The organism is Bradyrhizobium sp. OAE829 (genome assembly GCF_040546575.1).
Lineage (GTDB): Bacteria > Pseudomonadota > Alphaproteobacteria > Rhizobiales > Xanthobacteraceae > Bradyrhizobium.
This window is the reverse complement of the sequence record NZ_JBEPOE010000001.1, coordinates 2,805,178-2,822,017: the sequence shown is the minus strand read 5'-3', so window position 1 is coordinate 2,822,017 and position 16,840 is coordinate 2,805,178. Positions and strand designations below refer to the sequence as shown.

Annotated in this window: 16 protein-coding genes; 5 read left to right on the top strand and 11 right to left on the bottom strand. The window is 63.7% G+C overall.

Features of this window, described 5'->3' with window-relative positions:
• The first annotated feature begins 2 nt into the window (after nucleotides 1–2).
• A complete protein-coding gene (exbD, locus tag ABIE49_RS13720) occupies nucleotides 3–452 on the top strand; it encodes a TonB system transport protein ExbD (RefSeq protein ID WP_192737601.1) in 450 nt (149 codons plus the stop codon).
• Nucleotides 453–457: 5 nt separating this feature from the next.
• Nucleotides 458–1,282: an energy transducer TonB family protein gene (locus ABIE49_RS13715; protein ID WP_192737600.1), complete on the top strand. Its 825-nt coding sequence runs from the start codon at nucleotides 458–460 to the stop codon at nucleotides 1,280–1,282.
• A gap of 8 nt (nucleotides 1,283–1,290) precedes the next feature.
• Here the strand turns inward: ABIE49_RS13715 and ABIE49_RS13710 are convergent, their stop codons facing one another.
• The 4 genes from ABIE49_RS13710 to ABIE49_RS13695 all read right to left on the bottom strand — a co-directional run bounded on the left by ABIE49_RS13710 (nucleotide 1,291) and on the right by ABIE49_RS13695 (nucleotide 5,847).
• Nucleotides 1,291–2,193, bottom strand: a complete 903-nt coding sequence (locus ABIE49_RS13710; protein ID WP_192737599.1) for a carbohydrate ABC transporter permease — start codon at nucleotides 2,191–2,193, stop codon at nucleotides 1,291–1,293.
• Entirely contained in the window at nucleotides 2,186–3,151 is a 966-nt protein-coding gene (locus ABIE49_RS13705) for a carbohydrate ABC transporter permease (protein ID WP_192737598.1), read from the bottom strand. The genes ABIE49_RS13710 and ABIE49_RS13705 overlap by 8 nt, the downstream gene beginning before the upstream one ends.
• A 155-nt stretch (nucleotides 3,152–3,306) precedes the next feature.
• Nucleotides 3,307–4,647: an ABC transporter substrate-binding protein gene (locus ABIE49_RS13700; protein ID WP_192737597.1), complete on the bottom strand. Its 1,341-nt coding sequence runs from the start codon at nucleotides 4,645–4,647 to the stop codon at nucleotides 3,307–3,309.
• Between the two features lie 156 nt (nucleotides 4,648–4,803).
• Complete coding sequence (locus tag ABIE49_RS13695) at nucleotides 4,804–5,847, bottom strand: C-terminal binding protein (protein ID WP_192737596.1); 1,044 nt, start codon at nucleotides 5,845–5,847, stop codon at nucleotides 4,804–4,806.
• A 242-nt stretch (nucleotides 5,848–6,089) separates the two neighbouring features.
• Here ABIE49_RS13695 and ABIE49_RS13690 point away from each other — a divergent pair, with 242 nt between their 5' ends.
• Both ABIE49_RS13690 and ABIE49_RS13685 read left to right on the top strand, forming a co-directional pair.
• Nucleotides 6,090–7,775, top strand: a complete 1,686-nt coding sequence (locus ABIE49_RS13690) for a methyl-accepting chemotaxis protein (RefSeq protein ID WP_192737595.1) — start codon at nucleotides 6,090–6,092, stop codon at nucleotides 7,773–7,775.
• Nucleotides 7,776–7,911: 136 nt separating this feature from the next.
• Entirely contained in the window at nucleotides 7,912–9,258 is a 1,347-nt protein-coding gene (locus ABIE49_RS13685; RefSeq protein ID WP_192737594.1) for an amidase, read from the top strand.
• A 100-nt stretch (nucleotides 9,259–9,358) separates the two neighbouring features.
• Here the strand turns inward: ABIE49_RS13685 and ABIE49_RS13680 are convergent, their stop codons facing one another.
• The gene (locus tag ABIE49_RS13680; RefSeq protein ID WP_192737593.1) at nucleotides 9,359–10,336 is read right to left on the bottom strand and encodes a Bug family tripartite tricarboxylate transporter substrate binding protein; all 978 of its coding nucleotides are present in this window, start codon (nucleotides 10,334–10,336) and stop codon (nucleotides 9,359–9,361) included.
• 110 nt (nucleotides 10,337–10,446) lie between these two features.
• Nucleotides 10,447–11,382 (bottom strand): DMT family transporter, encoded by a 936-nt coding sequence (locus ABIE49_RS13675; RefSeq protein WP_192737592.1) that lies wholly within the window; start codon nucleotides 11,380–11,382, stop codon nucleotides 10,447–10,449.
• 146 nt (nucleotides 11,383–11,528) lie between these two features.
• Here ABIE49_RS13675 and ABIE49_RS13670 point away from each other — a divergent pair, with 146 nt between their 5' ends.
• Nucleotides 11,529–11,945, top strand: coding sequence for a DUF1330 domain-containing protein (locus tag ABIE49_RS13670; RefSeq protein WP_192737591.1), 417 nt, complete (start codon nucleotides 11,529–11,531; stop codon nucleotides 11,943–11,945).
• A 183-nt stretch (nucleotides 11,946–12,128) separates the two neighbouring features.
• Here the strand turns inward: ABIE49_RS13670 and ABIE49_RS13665 are convergent, their stop codons facing one another.
• The 5 genes from ABIE49_RS13665 to ABIE49_RS13645 all read right to left on the bottom strand — a co-directional run bounded on the left by ABIE49_RS13665 (nucleotide 12,129) and on the right by ABIE49_RS13645 (nucleotide 16,758).
• Entirely contained in the window at nucleotides 12,129–13,091 is a 963-nt protein-coding gene (locus tag ABIE49_RS13665) for a TRAP transporter substrate-binding protein (RefSeq protein WP_192737590.1), read from the bottom strand.
• Nucleotides 13,092–13,132: 41 nt separating this feature from the next.
• The gene (locus ABIE49_RS13660; RefSeq protein ID WP_192737589.1) at nucleotides 13,133–14,440 is read right to left on the bottom strand and encodes a TRAP transporter large permease; all 1,308 of its coding nucleotides are present in this window, start codon (nucleotides 14,438–14,440) and stop codon (nucleotides 13,133–13,135) included.
• 1 nt (nucleotide 14,441) lies between these two features.
• Nucleotides 14,442–14,987 (bottom strand): TRAP transporter small permease, encoded by a 546-nt coding sequence (locus ABIE49_RS13655; protein ID WP_192737588.1) that lies wholly within the window; start codon nucleotides 14,985–14,987, stop codon nucleotides 14,442–14,444.
• Between the two features lie 203 nt (nucleotides 14,988–15,190).
• Nucleotides 15,191–15,487, bottom strand: a complete 297-nt coding sequence (locus ABIE49_RS13650; RefSeq protein ID WP_192737587.1) for an antibiotic biosynthesis monooxygenase — start codon at nucleotides 15,485–15,487, stop codon at nucleotides 15,191–15,193.
• Between the two features lie 128 nt (nucleotides 15,488–15,615).
• Complete coding sequence (locus tag ABIE49_RS13645; protein ID WP_249119327.1) at nucleotides 15,616–16,758, bottom strand: alpha-hydroxy acid oxidase; 1,143 nt, start codon at nucleotides 16,756–16,758, stop codon at nucleotides 15,616–15,618.
• Between the last annotated feature and the right edge of the window lie 82 nt (nucleotides 16,759–16,840).

Here is a 16,840-nt window from a genome sequence, read left to right as displayed (position 1 = left end):
TCATGGGCGCTAGATTGGGCACACGCGCAAGCTTCGGCGGCCGGTCGCGCGGCGGCGACGACGATCTTGCCGAGAACCACGAGATCAACGTCACGCCGTTCATCGACGTGATGCTGGTGCTGCTGATCATCTTCATGGTGGCCGCGCCGCTGGCCACCGTCGATCTCGGCGTCGATCTGCCCGCCAGTGCGGTCGAGCCGGCGCCGCGTCCGGACAAGCCGGTGTTCGTTACGGTGAAGCCGGATCTGTCGGTCGCGGTCGGCGAGGACATCATCGCGCGCGACACGCTGACCGCGACGCTCGATGGCGCCACCAAGGGCCGCAAGGACGAGCGGATCTATCTGCGCGCCGACAAGGCGGTCAGCTATGGTGAGCTGATGGAGGTGATGAACCTCTTGCGCAACGCCGGCTATCTCAAGGTCGCGCTGGTCGGCCTCGACGGGCGAAGCTGACCGCGATGAACGCGTTCGCGCTGCATGATGCCACCGATCACGCCGGGGTGCGGCGCTGGAGCACATCGAGCATTGCGATTCTTGCAGCCCATGCTGCGCTGATCGCGCTGTTCATGAACTGGTACACGCAGCGGCCGCCGCCGGGCGCCACCTTGCCCGCGATCATGGTCGAGATGGCGCCGGTATCGGCGGCGCCGCAATCGACTGAGCTGGAGCGCGCGCCTGACCAGTTGATGGAGCAGGCTGACGCCTCGCCGCCGGAGCCGGTCAAGCAGCAGGAGGTGGTCGAGGAGCAGATCGCGCCGACCCCGCCGCAGGAGAAGCCCGAGGTGGTGGCGCCGCCCGAGCAGAAGGTGGAAATGAAGCCGGCGGCCGAGCCTGCCAAGCCCGTCCCGACCGCCACGCCGACACCCGTCAAGCCGAAGGTCGTCCGGCTCGACGCGAAGAAGCCGAGCCAGGCGACACCCGCGCCACGCACCGCGGCGCCGCCGCGTGTTGAGCGCCAGGCCCAGACCGCCTCCGCCGCCAGCGCCGGTGCATCGGCCTCGGCGCTCGCGTCCTATAATCAGCGCGTCCGCGCGCATCTGATGCGTTTCCACCAGTACCCGTCGGGGGCCAACGGCCAGCGCGGCGTCGCGCGGCTGTCCTTTACGGTGAGCCGCAGTGGACAGGTCAGCGGAGGCCGCCTCAGCGGATCGTCGGGCGTCGCCGCACTCGACGCGCAGGCCTCGGCGATGATCCGCCAGGCTTCCCCGTTTCCCCCGATCCCGTCCGAAATCCCGCAGGGATCGATCAGCTTCACGATCCCCGTGGCGTTTACGGTCAGATAATCGGTCGTCTACTCCTTCACCGCGCCGGTCAGCGACGAGACGTAATAGTCGACGAACAGCGAATAGAACAGCGCGACCGGCAGCGAGCCGAGCAGCGAGCCCGCCATCAGCGCGCCCCACTGGTAGACGTCGCCGGTGACGAGTTCGGTCAGGATCGCGACGGGAACGGTCTTGTTGGCGCCACTCTGGATGAAGGCCAGCGCGTAGATGAACTCGTTCCAGGACAGCGTGAACGAGAAGATGCCGGCCGAGATCAGGCCGGGCACCGCCAGCGGCAGCGTGATCCGCCGCAGGATCTGCAGCCTTGTGGCGCCATCGACCAGCGCGCATTCCTCCAGCTCATAGGGGATCGACTTGAAGTAGCCGATCAGCAGCCAGGTGCAGAACGGCACCAGGAAGGTCGGATACACCAGGATCAGCGCCATCGGCGAGTCGAACAGGCCGAACTGCACGATCACGGTGGCCAGCGGAATGAACAGGATCGAGGGCGGCACCAGATAGGCGAGGTAGATCCCGAGGCCGACATAGGGGCTGCCGCGGAAGCGCAGCCGCTCGATCGCGTAGGCGGCCAGTGTCGAGGCGAACAGCGACAGGAAGGTCGAACCGACAGCCACGAACATCGTGGTCTTCAGCCAGGTCGGATACGCCGTGTTGAACAGCAGATGCTTGATGTGGGCGATGGTCGGCGAGGTGATCCAGAACGGGTTGTGCTCCTTGTAGTTCAGAAGCTCCGCGTTCGGTTTGAACGAGGTGATCGCCATCCAGTAGAACGGAAACAGCAGGATCAGCACGAAGCACGACAGCGGCAGATAGATCATCATCACCCGCCGGGCGCGGGAATCCCACGACATGGTATCCGGCGTGGCGCTGGCGACATTGCTGTTGCCCGGTGAGGCGGCTACGTCAGTCATTGGCTTCTCCTTGCTGCCATTTGCGGCGGGCGAGGCCGAAGTAGCTGAACAACGTCGCGAAAACGAGGAACGGGATCATCGACACTGCGATCGCCGCACCCTCGCCGAGCTCGCCGCCGGCGATGCCGCGCTGGAACGCCAGCGTCGCCAAGAGATGCGTCGAGTTGACCGGCCCGCCGCGGGTGATGGCGTAGACGAGCTGGAAGTCGGTGAAGGTGAAGATGATCGAGAAGGTCATCACGATGGCGAGAATCGGCATCATCATCGGCAGCGTGATGAAGCGGAAGCGCTGCCAGGCGGTGGCGCCGTCGAGCATCGCCGCCTCGTAGAGCGAGGGCGAGATGGTCTGCAGGCCCGCCAAGAGCGAGATCGCCACGAACGGAATGCCGCGCCAGATATTGGCGACGATCAGCGAGAACCGCGCCGGCCACGGCGTGCCCAGGAAGTCGATGTTGGTGGTGCGGACGTGCAGCACGTCGACCAGCAAATAGGAAATAATCGAGAATTGCGGATCGTAGATCCACCAGAACGCCAGCGCCGACAGCACCGTCGGCACGATCCACGGCAGCAGGATGATGGCGCGGAGCAGGCTCTTGAGCGGGAAGTGGTTGTTGAGCAGCAGCGCCAGCCAGAAGCCGAGCGCAAATTTCCCGATGGTCGCGACCGCGGTGTAGAACACGCTGTAGAACACCGCGTTCCACCACAAGGGATCCTTCAGCAGGTACTGGAAGTTCTCCAGACCGATGAAGACGCCGCGCTGACCGATGGTGGTGTCGGTGAAGGCGAGCCAGACGCCGAGGCCGAGCGGGTAGGTGAGGAACACCGCCAAGAGGCCGATCGCCGGCGCAAGGCACATCACGATCAGGAACGGCTTGTAGTCGAACAGGCGCACGATCCAGCCCGGTTGCCGCTGCTCAATGATGCGTCGAGGTCGAGAAGGTAGGGTCGTCACAGACATCAGATGGTTGTCCTAGGTGTCCCAGTCATTCCGGGCTGGTCCGAAAGACCAGACTGCAGGTGCGCAATTGCGCACCGGGGAATCTCGAGATTCCGGGTCTGGTGCTTACGCACCATCCCGGAATGACGAAATTTAACTTCTGCAACGGCGCGCCGTTACCGCTCCTGGCGCCGGAAGTAACGCTTCGCACGCTGCTCCGCCTCGGCGGCGGCGGCTTCCGGCGTCGAGGCCCCGGTCGCAACTGCTGCGCACATCTGCACCAGCACGTAATCGGCGCTGACAGCACCCGTTGCGGTCGAGATCGGACCCTTGTAGCCGTCGTAATACGTGCTCTGCATGGTGTTCTTGAAGATCGCGACCTTGGGATCCTCGGACCAGACCTTGGCCTCGGAGTAGGCGGCCAGCGGCTGCGACCAGTAGCCGGAGTTGGCGTTGAGCCACGGCTCGTACTGGTCCTTCTCTAGCATGAATGTCAGGAAGGCCTTGGCGGCGTTGGGATACTGGCTGTGCTTGAACAGCATCGCGTTCAGCGTCAGGCCCGCCATCGGCGAGATCTTGGCATTGCCCTTCGGCAGCAACTGATGCTCGCTGTCCTCGGCGATCGCCTTGGTCGCCGGATCGTTCTTCAGCGAGAAATACAGTGAGACGCCGTTGGCGGTCAGCGAGATTTCCTGCGCGGAGTAGGCGCGGTTGTTGCTCACGTCGTTCCACGACGGCGTGCCGGCGATGAAGGTCGGGTACAGTTCCTTGACCCATTTCAGCGCGGCGATGGTTTCCTTGCTGTTGATGACGATGTTGCCGGATTCATCGAGCAGGGCAGCGTTATGCGACCACAGCACCCAGTTGGCAAAACCGTTGCCGTCGCCCTTGGCGTTGCCGAGCGCGAAGCCGGCAGGCTTGCCGGCCTTCTGCAGCTTCTGGCACAGCTCGAGAATTCCGGCGTGATCTTCCGGGACCGAGTCGTACCCGACCGACTTCAGGATTGACTTGCGGTAGATCAGGGGGCCGGCGGTCGCGCCGAACGGCAATCCGATCCAGGCGTTGCCCTTGCTGCGCTTGCCATAGGTCTGCGCCAGCGGCAGCCAGCCGCCGTAGCGCTTGCCGAGGTAATCGGCGACGTCGCTCAGTTCGACCAGCTTGTCGGCGTAGATGTGCGGCGCGTCGGAGAAGCCGATGATCATGTCGGGGCCGGCGCCGGAATTCGAGGTCACCGCGGTCTGCTGGTTGATGTCTTCCCAGCCGACGAAGTCAACCTTGACCTCGACCCCGGTCTCCTTGGTGAACTTGGCGGCATTGGCGCGGAACACGTCCTCGTCGGCCTGCACGAAGCGCACCGGGCGCAGCATGCGCAAGGATGCGCCTTTTTCGATCGCAAACTTCGGCGCCGGAACATCGGCGGCCTTGATCGGTGATTGCGCCGATGCGCCGGTGGCGGCCAGCGCGGCGGCGGAAACACCCAGTGCCAGCGCCTCGCGGCGGGTAATATCGATCGTCATTATTATCGTCTCCCTGTTTTCTGCTCCCGGCGTTGATCGCCAATGAGCTCGCGGCCTCCGGTTCCTGGCGGAACCAAAGGGTATTTCTTTCTGGTGCGTCTTCCCGGGCGCGGACCGCTCTCCGCGTTGCCCGATAGATAGCGCGTTCAGCCGGCCCTAGCTGTTGGGCCCCCGGTCCATGCTGACAGGTTGCCAGCGACGAAGCGAGGTGTTTTGCAGCACCGATGGATTGACGCAGCTTACCGGCCACATGCCGGACAATACCAGTGACAATTCGTAGCCCACGCGGCGCTTGCGCGCCTCGTCGAATCGTGCCGATGCCGAGGCGACATGCGCCGTCAGCGTGACGTTTTCCATGGAGAGCATCGGGTTGTTGTGCGACGGCGGCTCGGTTTCCAGCACGTCGAGGGCGGCGTGCGCGATCCAGCCCTCCTGCAGCGCCTTGATCAGCGCTTCCTCGTTCACGGTGGCGCCGCGGCCGGTATTGATGAAGATTGCGCTCTTCTTCATCTGCTTGAAGTGCTTCTCGCCGAGCATGTGATGCACCTCCGGCCGCGCCGGGGCGTGCATCGAGAGGAAATCCGACTGCGACAGCACCTCCGACAGGGTCGCCGGGAGCACGCCATGGTCGGAAATCAGGGTTTCCTGGATGAAGGGGTCATAGGCGATCATCCGCAGGCCAAACGGGGCGGCGCGCTTGGCGACCGCGCGTGCCACCCGGCCGAACGAGATGAAGCCGAGCGTCTGCCCCATCAGCCGCGGAATCTTCAAAAGCTGCGGCCGGCCTTCGGACCAGCGACCGGTGCGGACCATCTTGTCCTGCTCGACCAGGCGGCGGAAGCCCGAGAGCAGCAGCATCATGGCGTGGTCGGCGACCTCCTCGATGAAGGTGTCGGGGATATTGGTGACGGGGATGCCGCGTGCGGTCGCGGCTTTGACATCGACGCTATCGACCCCGACGCTGCCGAGCGTGATGACCTTGCAATTATCGAGCGCGTCGATGACCGTTTTCGAGATCCGCATGCCCTTGGCGTAGATGGCGTCGGCGGTGCGGGCGGCGGCGATGAATTCCGCCTCGTTGGCCGGCGCTTCGATGATCTCGGCCCCGATCGGGTCCAGCGCCTCCATTTCATAGTCGTAGCCGCCGCCGGCGACCGTGAAACTCGCGCCTTTCGGCGTCAATATCCTGAATTTCGGCATTTCTTGCTCCCGATTTGACTCTTCGGTGTTGATTATGGCTGCGGCGGCGTGCCGCGGCCCCCCGAATTATAAACGTCCTGATCAGCTTCTCGCACAATCCCGCCGCATAGAGACCAATGCTTTTTGCATGTCCGGGCTTCTACGGAGCGGCTTCGTAACAAAGCGCTAAAGGCTCGCACGATAACGTGCGGCGAATCAATTCGCCAATCGCGTCCCGCGCGCATCCCCGGAGTGCCCCCCCCGTGAAGCTGACAAATCTGAAGATCACCCCCAAGCTCGGTATCTTGGTGGGGGTGACGCTGTTCGGCCTGTGCGCGGCCGGTGTGCTCGCGGGCTACCTTATGCAGCGCGAGATGCTGAACGCGCGCATCGACCAGACCAAGGCGATCGTCGATATGGCGCTCAACATGGCCGCCGGCCTGAAGAAAGAGGTCGATGCCGGCAAGATGACCAAGGAAGCGGCCATCGCCGAGTTCGGCAAGCGCGGAAACACCCTGACCTACGACAAGGGCGCCGGCTATCTGTTCGGCACCGCCTATAACGGCATCACCATCATGACGCCCAATCCGGCGCAGGTCGGTACCAACCGCATGGACGTGGTGACCAACGGCCGAAAACTTTCCCAGGAACTGATGGATGGCGTCAAGGCCAACGGTTCGATCCTGCTCACCTACGAATACATGAAGCCCGGCGAGGAAAAGCCGATCCGCAAGATGGGCTACGCGGTGGCGGTCCCCGGCTTCGACATGTATGTCGGCACCGGCGCCTATCTCGACGATCTCGATGCCAAGCTGAAGCCGATCGCCTGGCTGCTGGGGCTCGCCATTCTCGGTATCGGCTTGATCGCGGGCAGCATCGCCTGGATGATCGGTCGCAGCATCTCAAAGCCGCTCAACCAGCTCGGCGCCAGCATGCAGGCGCTGGCCGATGGCAAGATCGACGGTGAAATTCCCGGTCTCGGGCGCGGCGATGAGGTCGGCGCGATGGCGGCAACCGTGCAGATCTTCAAGGACAATGCGGTGCGGATCCGCGGCCTCGAACAGGCCGAAGCGGCGACACAGTCGCGAGCTGCAGCCGAACGCCGGACCGCGATGGAAAATATCGCCAGCGATTTCGAGCGCAGCGTCAACGGCATCGTCCGCTCGGTATCGACCGCCGCCGCCGGCATGCAGACCACGGCGCAATCGATGACGGCGACCGCCAGCGACGCCAGCGCGCGCGCCGCCACGGTTGGCGCGGCATCGGAAAGCTCGTCGAACAATGTCGGCACGGTCGCGGCCGCAGCCGAAGAGCTGTCGAGCTCGGTGGCCGAGATCTCCCGCCAGGTGGCGCGCTCGAGCGAAATCGCCAGCAAGGCGGTGGGCGATGCCGAGCGCACCAACTCCACCGTCCAGGCGCTCTCCACCGGTGCCGAGAAGATCGGCGAGGTCGTCAAACTGATTCACTCGATCGCCGCGCAGACTAATCTCCTGGCGCTGAATGCGACGATCGAAGCGGCGCGCGCCGGTGAATCCGGCCGCGGATTTGCGGTCGTCGCTTCCGAAGTGAAGGCTTTGGCCAACCAGACCGCGAAGGCGACCGAGGAAATCTCGGCCCAGGTCGCGGCGATGCAGGCTTCCACCAGCGAGGCGGTCTCCTCGATCGGCGGCATCACCGAAACCATCGCACAGATGAGCGAGATCACCGTGAGCATCTCGACGTCGATCGAACAGCAGGGCGACGCGACGCGCGAGATCGCGCGCAACATCCAGTCGGTGGCGGCGGGATCGAGCGAGATCAGCGCCCATATCGGCGGCGTCACCACGGCGGCGGCAGCCACCGGCAAGGCGGCGTCCGACGTGCTCTCGAACGCACGCGAGCTCGACAATCAGTCCGGCATGCTGCGCAACGCGGTCGACGAATTCCTCGTCAAGGTGCGGGCGGCGTAAGCAGTTCTTAGCGCTAACCTCTTCGTGCCCGGGATTTCGCGAAGCGCGTCTTCGCAATGTCCCGGGCATGATGCTTTTGGACCGGGGGCGGGCCTGCTATTCTGCCGTCTTGAGCGAATTCTTCCCGGAAGCTGGCATGACCGATCGACGTGCGCGTCCCATATCCAATTCGGAAGCAGGGGTTCTTGAGCTTCTGCGCCTATTTGGCGACAGCCAGCCCATGGCGGACGAATATGCGGCCTTGTGCCTGCTGAAGGCGAAAGCCCTCGAGCCCGCGCTGAAAGCGTTTGAATATCTGCCCGTCGATACCGCGCGGCGGCCAGGCCCGCTCTCGGGCATTCCGGTGGCGATCAAGGATATCATCGCCACATCGGACATGCCGACGACGAACGGTTCGCCCGTCTATGCCGGTCAGGTTCCAACCGCAAATGCCTGGGTGGTCGAGCGGTTGCGCAATCTCGGCGCGACGATCTTCGGCAAGACGGTATCGACCGAATTCGCCTGGCGGCATCCGGGACCGACGGTCAACCCCTGGAATCGCGAGCATACGCCGGGCGGATCATCGTCAGGTTCGGCGGCCGCCGTTGCCGCGGGCCTGGTGCCGCTGGCGCTCGGCACCCAGACCCTCGGTTCGATCATCAGGCCGGCCGCGTTCAACGGCATTGTCGGATTCAAGCCGAGTTTCGGCGCCATCCCGCGCATCGGCGTGCATCCGCTCAGCCCGTCGCTGGACCACGTCGGTTTCTTTGCCCGGCGGGTCGATGATGTCGCGTTCGCATTGTCGCATCTCGCCGGATCGAGCGATCGCGATCTCCATGGCCGGCCGTTGCCCGCCTTTGCCGTCGATATCGGGACCGGCCTGCCGCCGCTGAACAAACCGCGGCTTGCCGTCGTGCGTTTTGCAAAATGGCCGCGCGTTGAAGGCGAGCAGCAGAAGGTGTTCGAGGCTGCAATCGACCAATTGCGTGGCGAGGGCGCCATTCTGGAGGAGCTTGAATTATCCGAACTGGACGAGGCGAGCTGGACGGCGATCAATTGCATCCTGTCGAGCGAGGCTGCGCCGATATTCGCCGATCTCGTCGCAAATTATCCGGAACGTACCAGTGATCACCTGAAGTCGCTCGTCGAGAGCGGCAAGACGCATTCGGCGACCGGCTACCTTGCGGCCAGAGCGTTCCAGGACGCCTGGCGCCACAGATTGACTTTGGAAATGTCGGGCTATGATGCCGTGCTGACCTTGCCGGCGTTTGGCGAAGCCCCGCGCGGGCTGCACTATACCGGCGACGCGGAATATTGCGCGCCGTGGACCTTGCTCGGCGTGCCGGCCGTCACCCTTCCGGCCGGATTCGGCAAGCATGGCCTTCCGCTCGGCCTTCAGATCGTCGGCCCGTATCTGAATGACCATCGTATGCTGCGGGTGGCGAAATGGATCGAAGGCGCTTTGGGCTTCGAGCCAGGTATTCCGACCGGCCTCGCTTCGTAGGGTGGGCAAAGCGAAAGAGTGCCCACCATTCCTGATGACGGTCAATCGATCGATGGTGGGCACGGCGCGATGCGCCTTTGCCCACCTTACGATCTACCCTCTACTGCTTCTCGATCCCCGCGTCGGCGATCAGCTTTTCCCACAGCACCAGCTGCTCTTTCAGGAACGCGTCGAACTCTTCCGGCGTGCTCGAAAAGGCCTCCATGCCGCGCTCGGCTAGCTGGCTCTTGATGTCCGGCCGCTCGATGACCTTGCGGATTTCCGCGTTCAGCTTGGTGACCATGTCCTTCGGTAAATTGGCCGGGCCGAAATAGCCCTGCCATGAGGTGATGTCGAAGCCCTTCACCGTGGCGTCCATCGTGGGGAGCTGTGGCAACAAAGCGGAGGGTTTCTTGGTGGTGACGGCCATCGCCTTCAGCGCCTTGGCATTGACGTGGGGCAGGCCGGTCGGGACGTCGATGAACATCATCGAGACGCGGCCGGCGATGACGTCGGTCAAGGCGGGCGGCGAGCTCTTGTAGGGCACGTGCAGCAAATCGATGCCGGCGAGGCGGGCAAACGTCGCGCCGGAGACGCTCGCCGATGAACTGCCGCTGGCATAGGAGTATTTGCCCGGCTCCTTCTTCGCCAGCGCGATCAGCTCGGCGACCGAATTGGCGGGAACGTCGGGATGGATCACCAGCATGAACGGCAGGTCGCCGGTCCGCGCGATCGGCGTGAAATCCTTGACCGGATCGTAGCTCATGGTCTTCAGGAGAAACGGATTGGCCGAATGCGTGGTGTTGGTCGTCACGAACAGCGTGTAGCCGTCCGGCGCCGATCGGGCGACATAGCTTGCGGCGATCGAGCCGTTGGCGCCGGCCTTGTTGTCGATCACCATGCTGACGCCGAGCGAGACGCCGATCTCCTTCGAGATCAGGCGCGTCGTGGTGTCGGTGCCGCTGCCGGCGGCGAATGGCAGCACCAGCGTGATGTTGCGGTTCGGATACGGAGCCTGCGCGGAAGCCGTTGATGCCAGCGCGAACAGCAGAGATGCTGCCGCCGCCATGCGCCGGTATCGTTTCAAGGACGCGATCATAGGGTCGTTTCTCCCGGTTGGTTTTTTTGAGGGGTTGGCGGGCAAGCTAGCCTGCCCGGAGGGAAAGCGGAAGCGGTACAGCATGGTCGAGAGGTCGCAGCCGCGCGTTTTCATTTCCGCGCCGAGCCGCGCCTTGACGCGATCACGACGCCGGCCAGCACCAGCGCATAGCCGACCAGGTGAAACAGCCGCAACTGCTCGCCGAGCAGCAGGATCGCCATCGCCGAGCCGAACACCGGCACCAGGTGGAAGAACGGCGCGGCGCGGTTCGGCCCGATCAGCGCCAGGCCGCGGTTGAAGAACGTGTAGGCCAGCGTCGATGGAAAGATCAGGACATACGCCAATGTGGCCAGCGTCAGGAAATCGAATTTCAGCACGGCACCGGTCGAAAACTCCCAGACCGAGAACGGCACCAGCATCATCGCCCCGCAGCAGGTGGTGAAGGAGATCAGCGACAGTTGATGCGTCACCGGGCGGCGCAGCATCAGCGCCGAGTAAAGCCCGAACGACACCAGCGATGAGCCAAACATCACGTCACCCTTGTTGAAGCTGATGCTGGCGAGCGCCGAGAAATCACCGCGCAGGATGATGGTCAGGACGCCCATCAGCGAAAGGGCAATGCCGGCTAGCTGCGCGCCGGTCAGCCGCACGCCGAACAGGACCAGCGACCACATCGCCACGAACAGCGGGCCGGACGACTGGATCAGCAGCGCGTTCAGCGCCTGGGTGTATTGCATCGCCCAGAAGGAGATCGCGTTGTTGTAGGCAAAGCCGATCAGTGAGAGGAACAGCATCAGCGGCAGATGCGCGCGCAAAACCGTCCAGTCGCGCTTGAGATGCGGCCAGGCGAACGGCAGCAGGATCAGGAACACACCGAACCAGCGGATAGTTGTCAGCGTGATCGGCGGCACGTGGTCGCCGACATGCCGGGCCAGCACGATGTTACCGGCCCAGAACAGCGAGGTCAGGGTCAGCAGGATATAAGGCTGGTTGTTGAGCCAGCCGACCGGATCGCGGGCGGGCGGCAGTGGCGCGGGGCTGGTCATGGTCTCGCGGGAGTTGTGCCGGATTTTCGCTGCGCGACAAGGCCTGAGTCTGCAATGCTACTATGGCTGCAATGCTACAATGTCCTGAATCCGTCTGAGCCGGCCGGGAGCACGTCATTTAGGAGTAAGTCACTTAGGAGTAAGCCATGGGCGTCGATCTGTTGAATGTCAGGGGTCTCAAGGAGCTGGCGCATCAGGGGCCGGTCGTGATGGTCAATCTGATGCGGTTCCGCGAACGCTCGCTCGATGGTGACGGCTCGGGGTGGGATGCCTATTTGCGCTACAGCGCGCTTACCGTGCCGATGATCAAGGCGCGCGGCGGCACGCTGCTATGGACCGGCGACGCCAAGGCGGTCGCGCTCGGCGCGCAGGAGGGCAATCAGTGGGATTATCTGGCGCTGGTGTATTACCCCGACGTCGCCGCTTTCATCGACATGATGACATCAGCCGATTACGAAAACCGCTGCGATCCGCACCGCCACAATGGCTGCGCCGAGCACGTGATCATCTGTACGAATGAGGCGTACAGCAAGTTCGGAATTGGGGCATCGGCGTCATCCTGAGAGGATGGCCAAATAAGCGGCCGGTGCTTTTCGGGTCTTGCCCAATAGCTTGAAAAACGATTCGTATCTGTCGTCATGCCCGGCCTTGTGCGGGGCATCCACGTCTTTACTTTACTTGAGCAAGAAAGACGTGGATGGCCGGGACAAGCCCGGCCATGACGACAGAACCCGATAACAATCGTCCTACTTCTTATAGGCAGCGACCACGGCTTCACCGTCGGCGCCGGCCTTCTTCGACCAGTCGGCCGTCAGCTGCTCGCCGATTTTCTCGAGCCCGGACTTCAGCGCGGGAGGTGGCGGCAGCACCTTCATCTTGTTGGCCTGAAGCTGCTCAAGATACCACTTCGCCTTTTCCTCGGCGAGCTTCCAGCCGCGTTCTTCGGCGACCGCGGCCGCCTTGAGGATCGCTTCCTGCGTCGGCTTGTCGAGCCCGTCGAAAGCCGCCTTGTTCACGAAGGTGACGTTCTTCGGAATCCAGGCCTGCGTGTCGTAGAAGTGCGTCATGGTTTCCCAGGCCTTGCTGTCGTAGCCGGTCGAGCCCGAGGTCATGAACGCGTTGACGACGCCGGTCGCCAGCGCCTGCGGCAGTTCCGCCGCCTGGATGGTGATGGGCTGCGCGCCGACCAGTTCGGCGATGCGCGACGTCCCGACATTATAGGCGCGCCATTTCAGGCCTTTCATGTCCTCGATGGTGTTGAGGTCCTTCTTGGCATAGATGCCCTGCGGACCCCACGGCACCGCGAACAGCAGCATCAGCCCCTGCGACGCGAGCTTCTTTTCGACGGCGGGCTTCGACGCCAGCCACAGCTTCTTGGCCGCCGGATAGCTCGTCGCCAGGAACGGGACGACATCGACGCCGAACAACGGGTCCTCGTTCTCATGCAGCGAGATCAGAACTTCGCCCGCCTGCGCCTGACCGGTCGCGACCGCGCGCTTGATTTCCGGCGCCTTGAACAGCGACGCCGCCGCATGCACGGTGATCTGCAGCTTGCCGCCGGTGGCGTCGCCGACGTCCTTGGCAAACGCGGTCAGATTGACCGAATGCGGATTGTCCGCCGGATAGGCCGCCGGAAGATTCCATTTCGTCTGCGCCGTCGCGGGAGCGAGCGTTGCGGAAATCGCAAGCGCCGCGACGCCGGCAGCCATTGCGCACGTTTTAACCAGCCTCAACATGACAATACCTTTCTCTAGCCAGGGAACGCTATCCGCGGCAGCAGCATCACGATATCAGGAAACACCGTGATGATGGCAACCGCCAGAACGAGCAAAAAGAAGAACGGCAGGGCCGCCTTGGCGACGGTGTTGGAATCCTTGCCGCTCATGGTCTGCAACACGAACAGGTTGAAACCGACGGGCGGAGAGACTTCAGCCATTTCCACCACCAGCACCAGGAAAATACCGAACCAGACGAGATCGAATCCGGCCTGCTTCACCATCGGAATAACGATGGCCGTGGTTAGCACGATCATCGAAATGCCGTCGAGGGCCGTGCCGAGCACGATGTACATGACGGTGAGCGCCGCGATCAGCGCATAGGGACTGAGGTGAAGACCGTTCACCCAGTTCGCGAGCGCCAGCGGGATGCCGGTATAGGCCATCGACGTGCCCATGTAGGAAGCGCCCGCCAGGATCAGCAGGATCATGCAATTGACCCGCGTTGCGCCCATGACGCTGGCCCAGAACGCCTGCCAGGTCAGCGCGCCCTGCCACCATGCGATCGCGAGCGATCCCAGCACGCCCCAGGCGGCACATTCCGTCGCCGTCGCCCAGCCCATCAGCAATGACAGAAAGACGAAAGCGATCAGCAGCAGACAAGGGAGCAGGTTGAGCGATTCCGAGATGCGCCTGCGAAAGCTCATCGGCGGGTCGGCCGGCGGCGTGCGCTTCGGATTGGCAAGCGACCAGACGGCGATGTAGCCGGAGTAAAGCGCCATCACCAGCAAGCCCGGCAGAAAGCCGGCGAGGAAGACCTGAATGATGGAGACGTTGGCCTGCACGGCGTAGACCACCATGGTGATCGACGGCGGAATCAGAATGCCGAGCGTGCCGGCGCCGGCCAGCGAGCCGAGGCTCAGGCCTTCGTCATAGCCGCGCTTCTTCAGTTCGGGCAACGCGATCTTGGCCACCGTGGCGCAGGTCGCGGCCGATGATCCCGACACCGAACCGAACACGCCGCAGGCGAGCACGTTGACGTGCATCAGCCGGCCCGGCAGCCAGTTCAGCCACGGTGCAAATCCGCGAAACATTTCTTCCGAGAGCCGCGTGCGGAACAGAATTTCGCCCATCCAGATGAACAGCGGCAAGGCTGCCAGCGACCACGACGCGCTGTTGCCCCACACCGTTGTCGCCAGCACGCTGCCCGCCGGAATGGCGCCGCCGGCGAATTGCATGCCGGCCCATCCCGTCGCCAACAAGGCGACGCCAATCCAGACGCCGCCACCGAGCAGCAGCGCAAGAAATCCCAGCAGGATGGCGGCGATCGAAAGCAGCTCCATGTCAGACCCCGCTCTGCATGGCGCGCTCGACGATCTCTTCGGCGCTCTTTGGTTTCGGCAATTCGTAGCGCGGCGGAAAACCGCGCAGCACGTGGATCAGCTCGTCGACAAAGGCGATGAAGAGAATCACGAGGCCGCCGCTGTAGCCGAGCTGCGGGATCCACAGCGGCACCGCGATGACGCCTTGCGAAATGTCGAAAAACTTCCACGACTGCCAGGTCATGACCGAGGCGTTCCAGGCGAAAAAGCCGATGAAGCCGGTGCCGACCAGCAGCGCGGCGATCTCCACGTAATGGCGGACGCTGTCGCTGAGCCGGTCGATCAAAAGACCCACGCGGATCATCTCGCCGTGCTTGAACGTATGGGCGAGCCCGAGGAAGGCGGTGGCCGCCATGCACCAGGAGATGAAATCGTCGCCCGCCGGAATGTTGATGCCGAGCGGCCGGCCAGCCGAAAGCAGCATCATCAGCACGAAAATCGCAATCAGGAAAAGTCCGGCGAGATAGCCGGAGAACAAATAGAGCCGATCGAGAAACAGGCGGATCATCGTGTGTTCTTTCCCCTCAAGCGCAGATTGCCCGGAAGCAATAGACGTACCACTTCAGCCAACCGTCGCTGGCCGGAAATGCCCCGTCAGCCGTGCTCGAAACGGGCGACTGAAGTCAATCCCGAAAAGCGCGGGCAGGGTTTCCGAGTTGTTCAGAACCGTCAATGGGACGTTCTGGGAATGCCGAAGAAGGCCGCCACGAACTATTTCAGCGCCAGGACGACCTCACCCGCCGCCGGATCGGTGACGCCGAGGCCGCCGCCGAGGTCTTCGAGCGTATCGCGAAAGGAATTGAGGGTCGCGATCATGTTCGGCCGCGCCGCGACGCACGCGTCCATGTCTTTCCACTCGGCGATAATGCAGTAGGAGCGGTCGCCGGTCTTGATGATGTTGGCGTGCGTCAGGCCCGGCCACGTCGCTTCAACGTTCTTGTGGGCATCCAGAAATTCCTGATCGCGTCCTGGTTTCACCCGGAAACGCACCGTATTGAAAGCGGTCATCGGCCTTCTCCCCTCGCCTTTGAGGGGGCCGAGGATACCCAGCCTGCACAGGGTTGGGCAATACAATAGGGGCCCCTGACCCGCCGGGCTCGAGCAGTCCCATACCTGCAATGTGCTGCGGGCCGGCCCTAGAACTTTCGTACCAGATCCGGCGTGATCTCGCTGATGCTGCGGATGCCGAGCAGCGCGAGGTCGCGGTCGATTTCGGCATGGAGCAGGCTGATGGCGCGCTGCACGCCGGCCTCGCCGCCGGCGATCGCAGCATAGAGGAAGGGACGGCCGACCCAGACGAAATGGGCGCCGAGCGCCAGCGCCTTGATCACGTCGGTGCCGCGGCGGATGCCGCCGTCGACCATGACGGTCATGCCTTTCGCCTCGGCCGCAATCTCCGGCAGCGTGCGCAGGCCCGACATCGTGTAGTCGAGCTGGCGGCCGCCATGGTTGGAAAGCATCACGCCATCGACGCCGCTCTCGCGCGCGATCCGGGCGTCGGTGGGCGAGACCAGTCCCTTGACGACGAGCTTGCCCTTCCAGCGCTTGCGGATCAGTTCGACATGCTTCCAGGCGAGCTGGTCGCGGGCGCCGATGTTGCGCATCAGATTCTTGGCCAGCACCGGCGGACCGCGCTGCGCGTCCATGTTCTCGAAATGCGGCATGCCGTGGTTCTTCACGGTGCGCAGCCAGGTGCCGAACAGCCAGTGCGGATGGGTGACCGTATCCCAGGCGACGCGCGGCGTGATCGCCAGCGGCACCTGAAAGCCGTTGCGGATGTTGTTCTCGCGGTTGGGCGGCACCGGCACGTCGGCGGTGACGACGAACGTGTCGTAGCCGGCCGCGGCGACCCGGTCGACCAGCGGCTCGATACGGGCGGGCAGGCCCGCCAGATAGGCCTGGTACCAGGCGGCCGGATTTTCCCGGCGCACGTCCTCCAGCGTGATCAGCGAGGAGGCGGAGAGAATCATCGGCACGTTTTCGGCGGCCGCCGCCCGCGTCAGCACGATGTCGCCGCGATAGGCGCACAGCGCCGAGGAGCCCATCGGCGGAATGCCGAACGGCGAGGCGTAGGTCTTGCCGAACAGCGTCGTGGTCTGGTCGCGGCCGGAGACGTCGTTGAGCACGCGCGGCACGAAGCCGTATTCGTCAAAGGCCGTGCGGTTGTCGCGGACCGCGGCGTCGGTCTCGGCGCCGCCGGCGATATAGCCGTAGAGGAATTTCGGAATCCGCCGCCGCGCCGTCGCTTCGAAATCGTCAAGCGAGAGATAGCGTTTCAAGTGACGTGGAACCGCGCTCGTGGCCCGGGTCACTGTTGCGGGCGGAGCGGTCAGGCCAGCGGATTTATCGAGCACGGCGGAG

Bases quoted from the DNA above. Each gene is read 5' to 3' on its own strand.
- exbD (WP_192737601.1), top strand. From the start codon at position 3: ATGGGCGCTAGATTGGGCACACGCGCAAGCTTCGGCGGCCGGTCGCGC.
- ABIE49_RS13715 (WP_192737600.1), top strand. From the start codon at position 458: ATGAACGCGTTCGCGCTGCATGATGCCACCGATCACGCCGGGGTGCGG.
- ABIE49_RS13710 (WP_192737599.1), bottom strand. From the start codon at position 2,193: ATGACTGACGTAGCCGCCTCACCGGGCAACAGCAATGTCGCCAGCGCC.
- ABIE49_RS13705 (WP_192737598.1), bottom strand. From the start codon at position 3,151: ATGTCTGTGACGACCCTACCTTCTCGACCTCGACGCATCATTGAGCAG.
- ABIE49_RS13700 (WP_192737597.1), bottom strand. From the start codon at position 4,647: ATGACGATCGATATTACCCGCCGCGAGGCGCTGGCACTGGGTGTTTCC.
- ABIE49_RS13695 (WP_192737596.1), bottom strand. From the start codon at position 5,847: ATGCCGAAATTCAGGATATTGACGCCGAAAGGCGCGAGTTTCACGGTC.
- ABIE49_RS13685 (WP_192737594.1), top strand. From the start codon at position 7,912: ATGACCGATCGACGTGCGCGTCCCATATCCAATTCGGAAGCAGGGGTT.
- ABIE49_RS13680 (WP_192737593.1), bottom strand. From the start codon at position 10,336: ATGATCGCGTCCTTGAAACGATACCGGCGCATGGCGGCGGCAGCATCT.
- ABIE49_RS13675 (WP_192737592.1), bottom strand. From the start codon at position 11,382: ATGACCAGCCCCGCGCCACTGCCGCCCGCCCGCGATCCGGTCGGCTGG.
- ABIE49_RS13670 (WP_192737591.1), top strand. From the start codon at position 11,529: ATGGGCGTCGATCTGTTGAATGTCAGGGGTCTCAAGGAGCTGGCGCAT.
- ABIE49_RS13665 (WP_192737590.1), bottom strand. From the start codon at position 13,091: ATGGCTGCCGGCGTCGCGGCGCTTGCGATTTCCGCAACGCTCGCTCCC.
- ABIE49_RS13660 (WP_192737589.1), bottom strand. From the start codon at position 14,440: ATGGAGCTGCTTTCGATCGCCGCCATCCTGCTGGGATTTCTTGCGCTG.
- ABIE49_RS13655 (WP_192737588.1), bottom strand. From the start codon at position 14,987: ATGATCCGCCTGTTTCTCGATCGGCTCTATTTGTTCTCCGGCTATCTC.
- ABIE49_RS13650 (WP_192737587.1), bottom strand. From the start codon at position 15,487: ATGACCGCTTTCAATACGGTGCGTTTCCGGGTGAAACCAGGACGCGAT.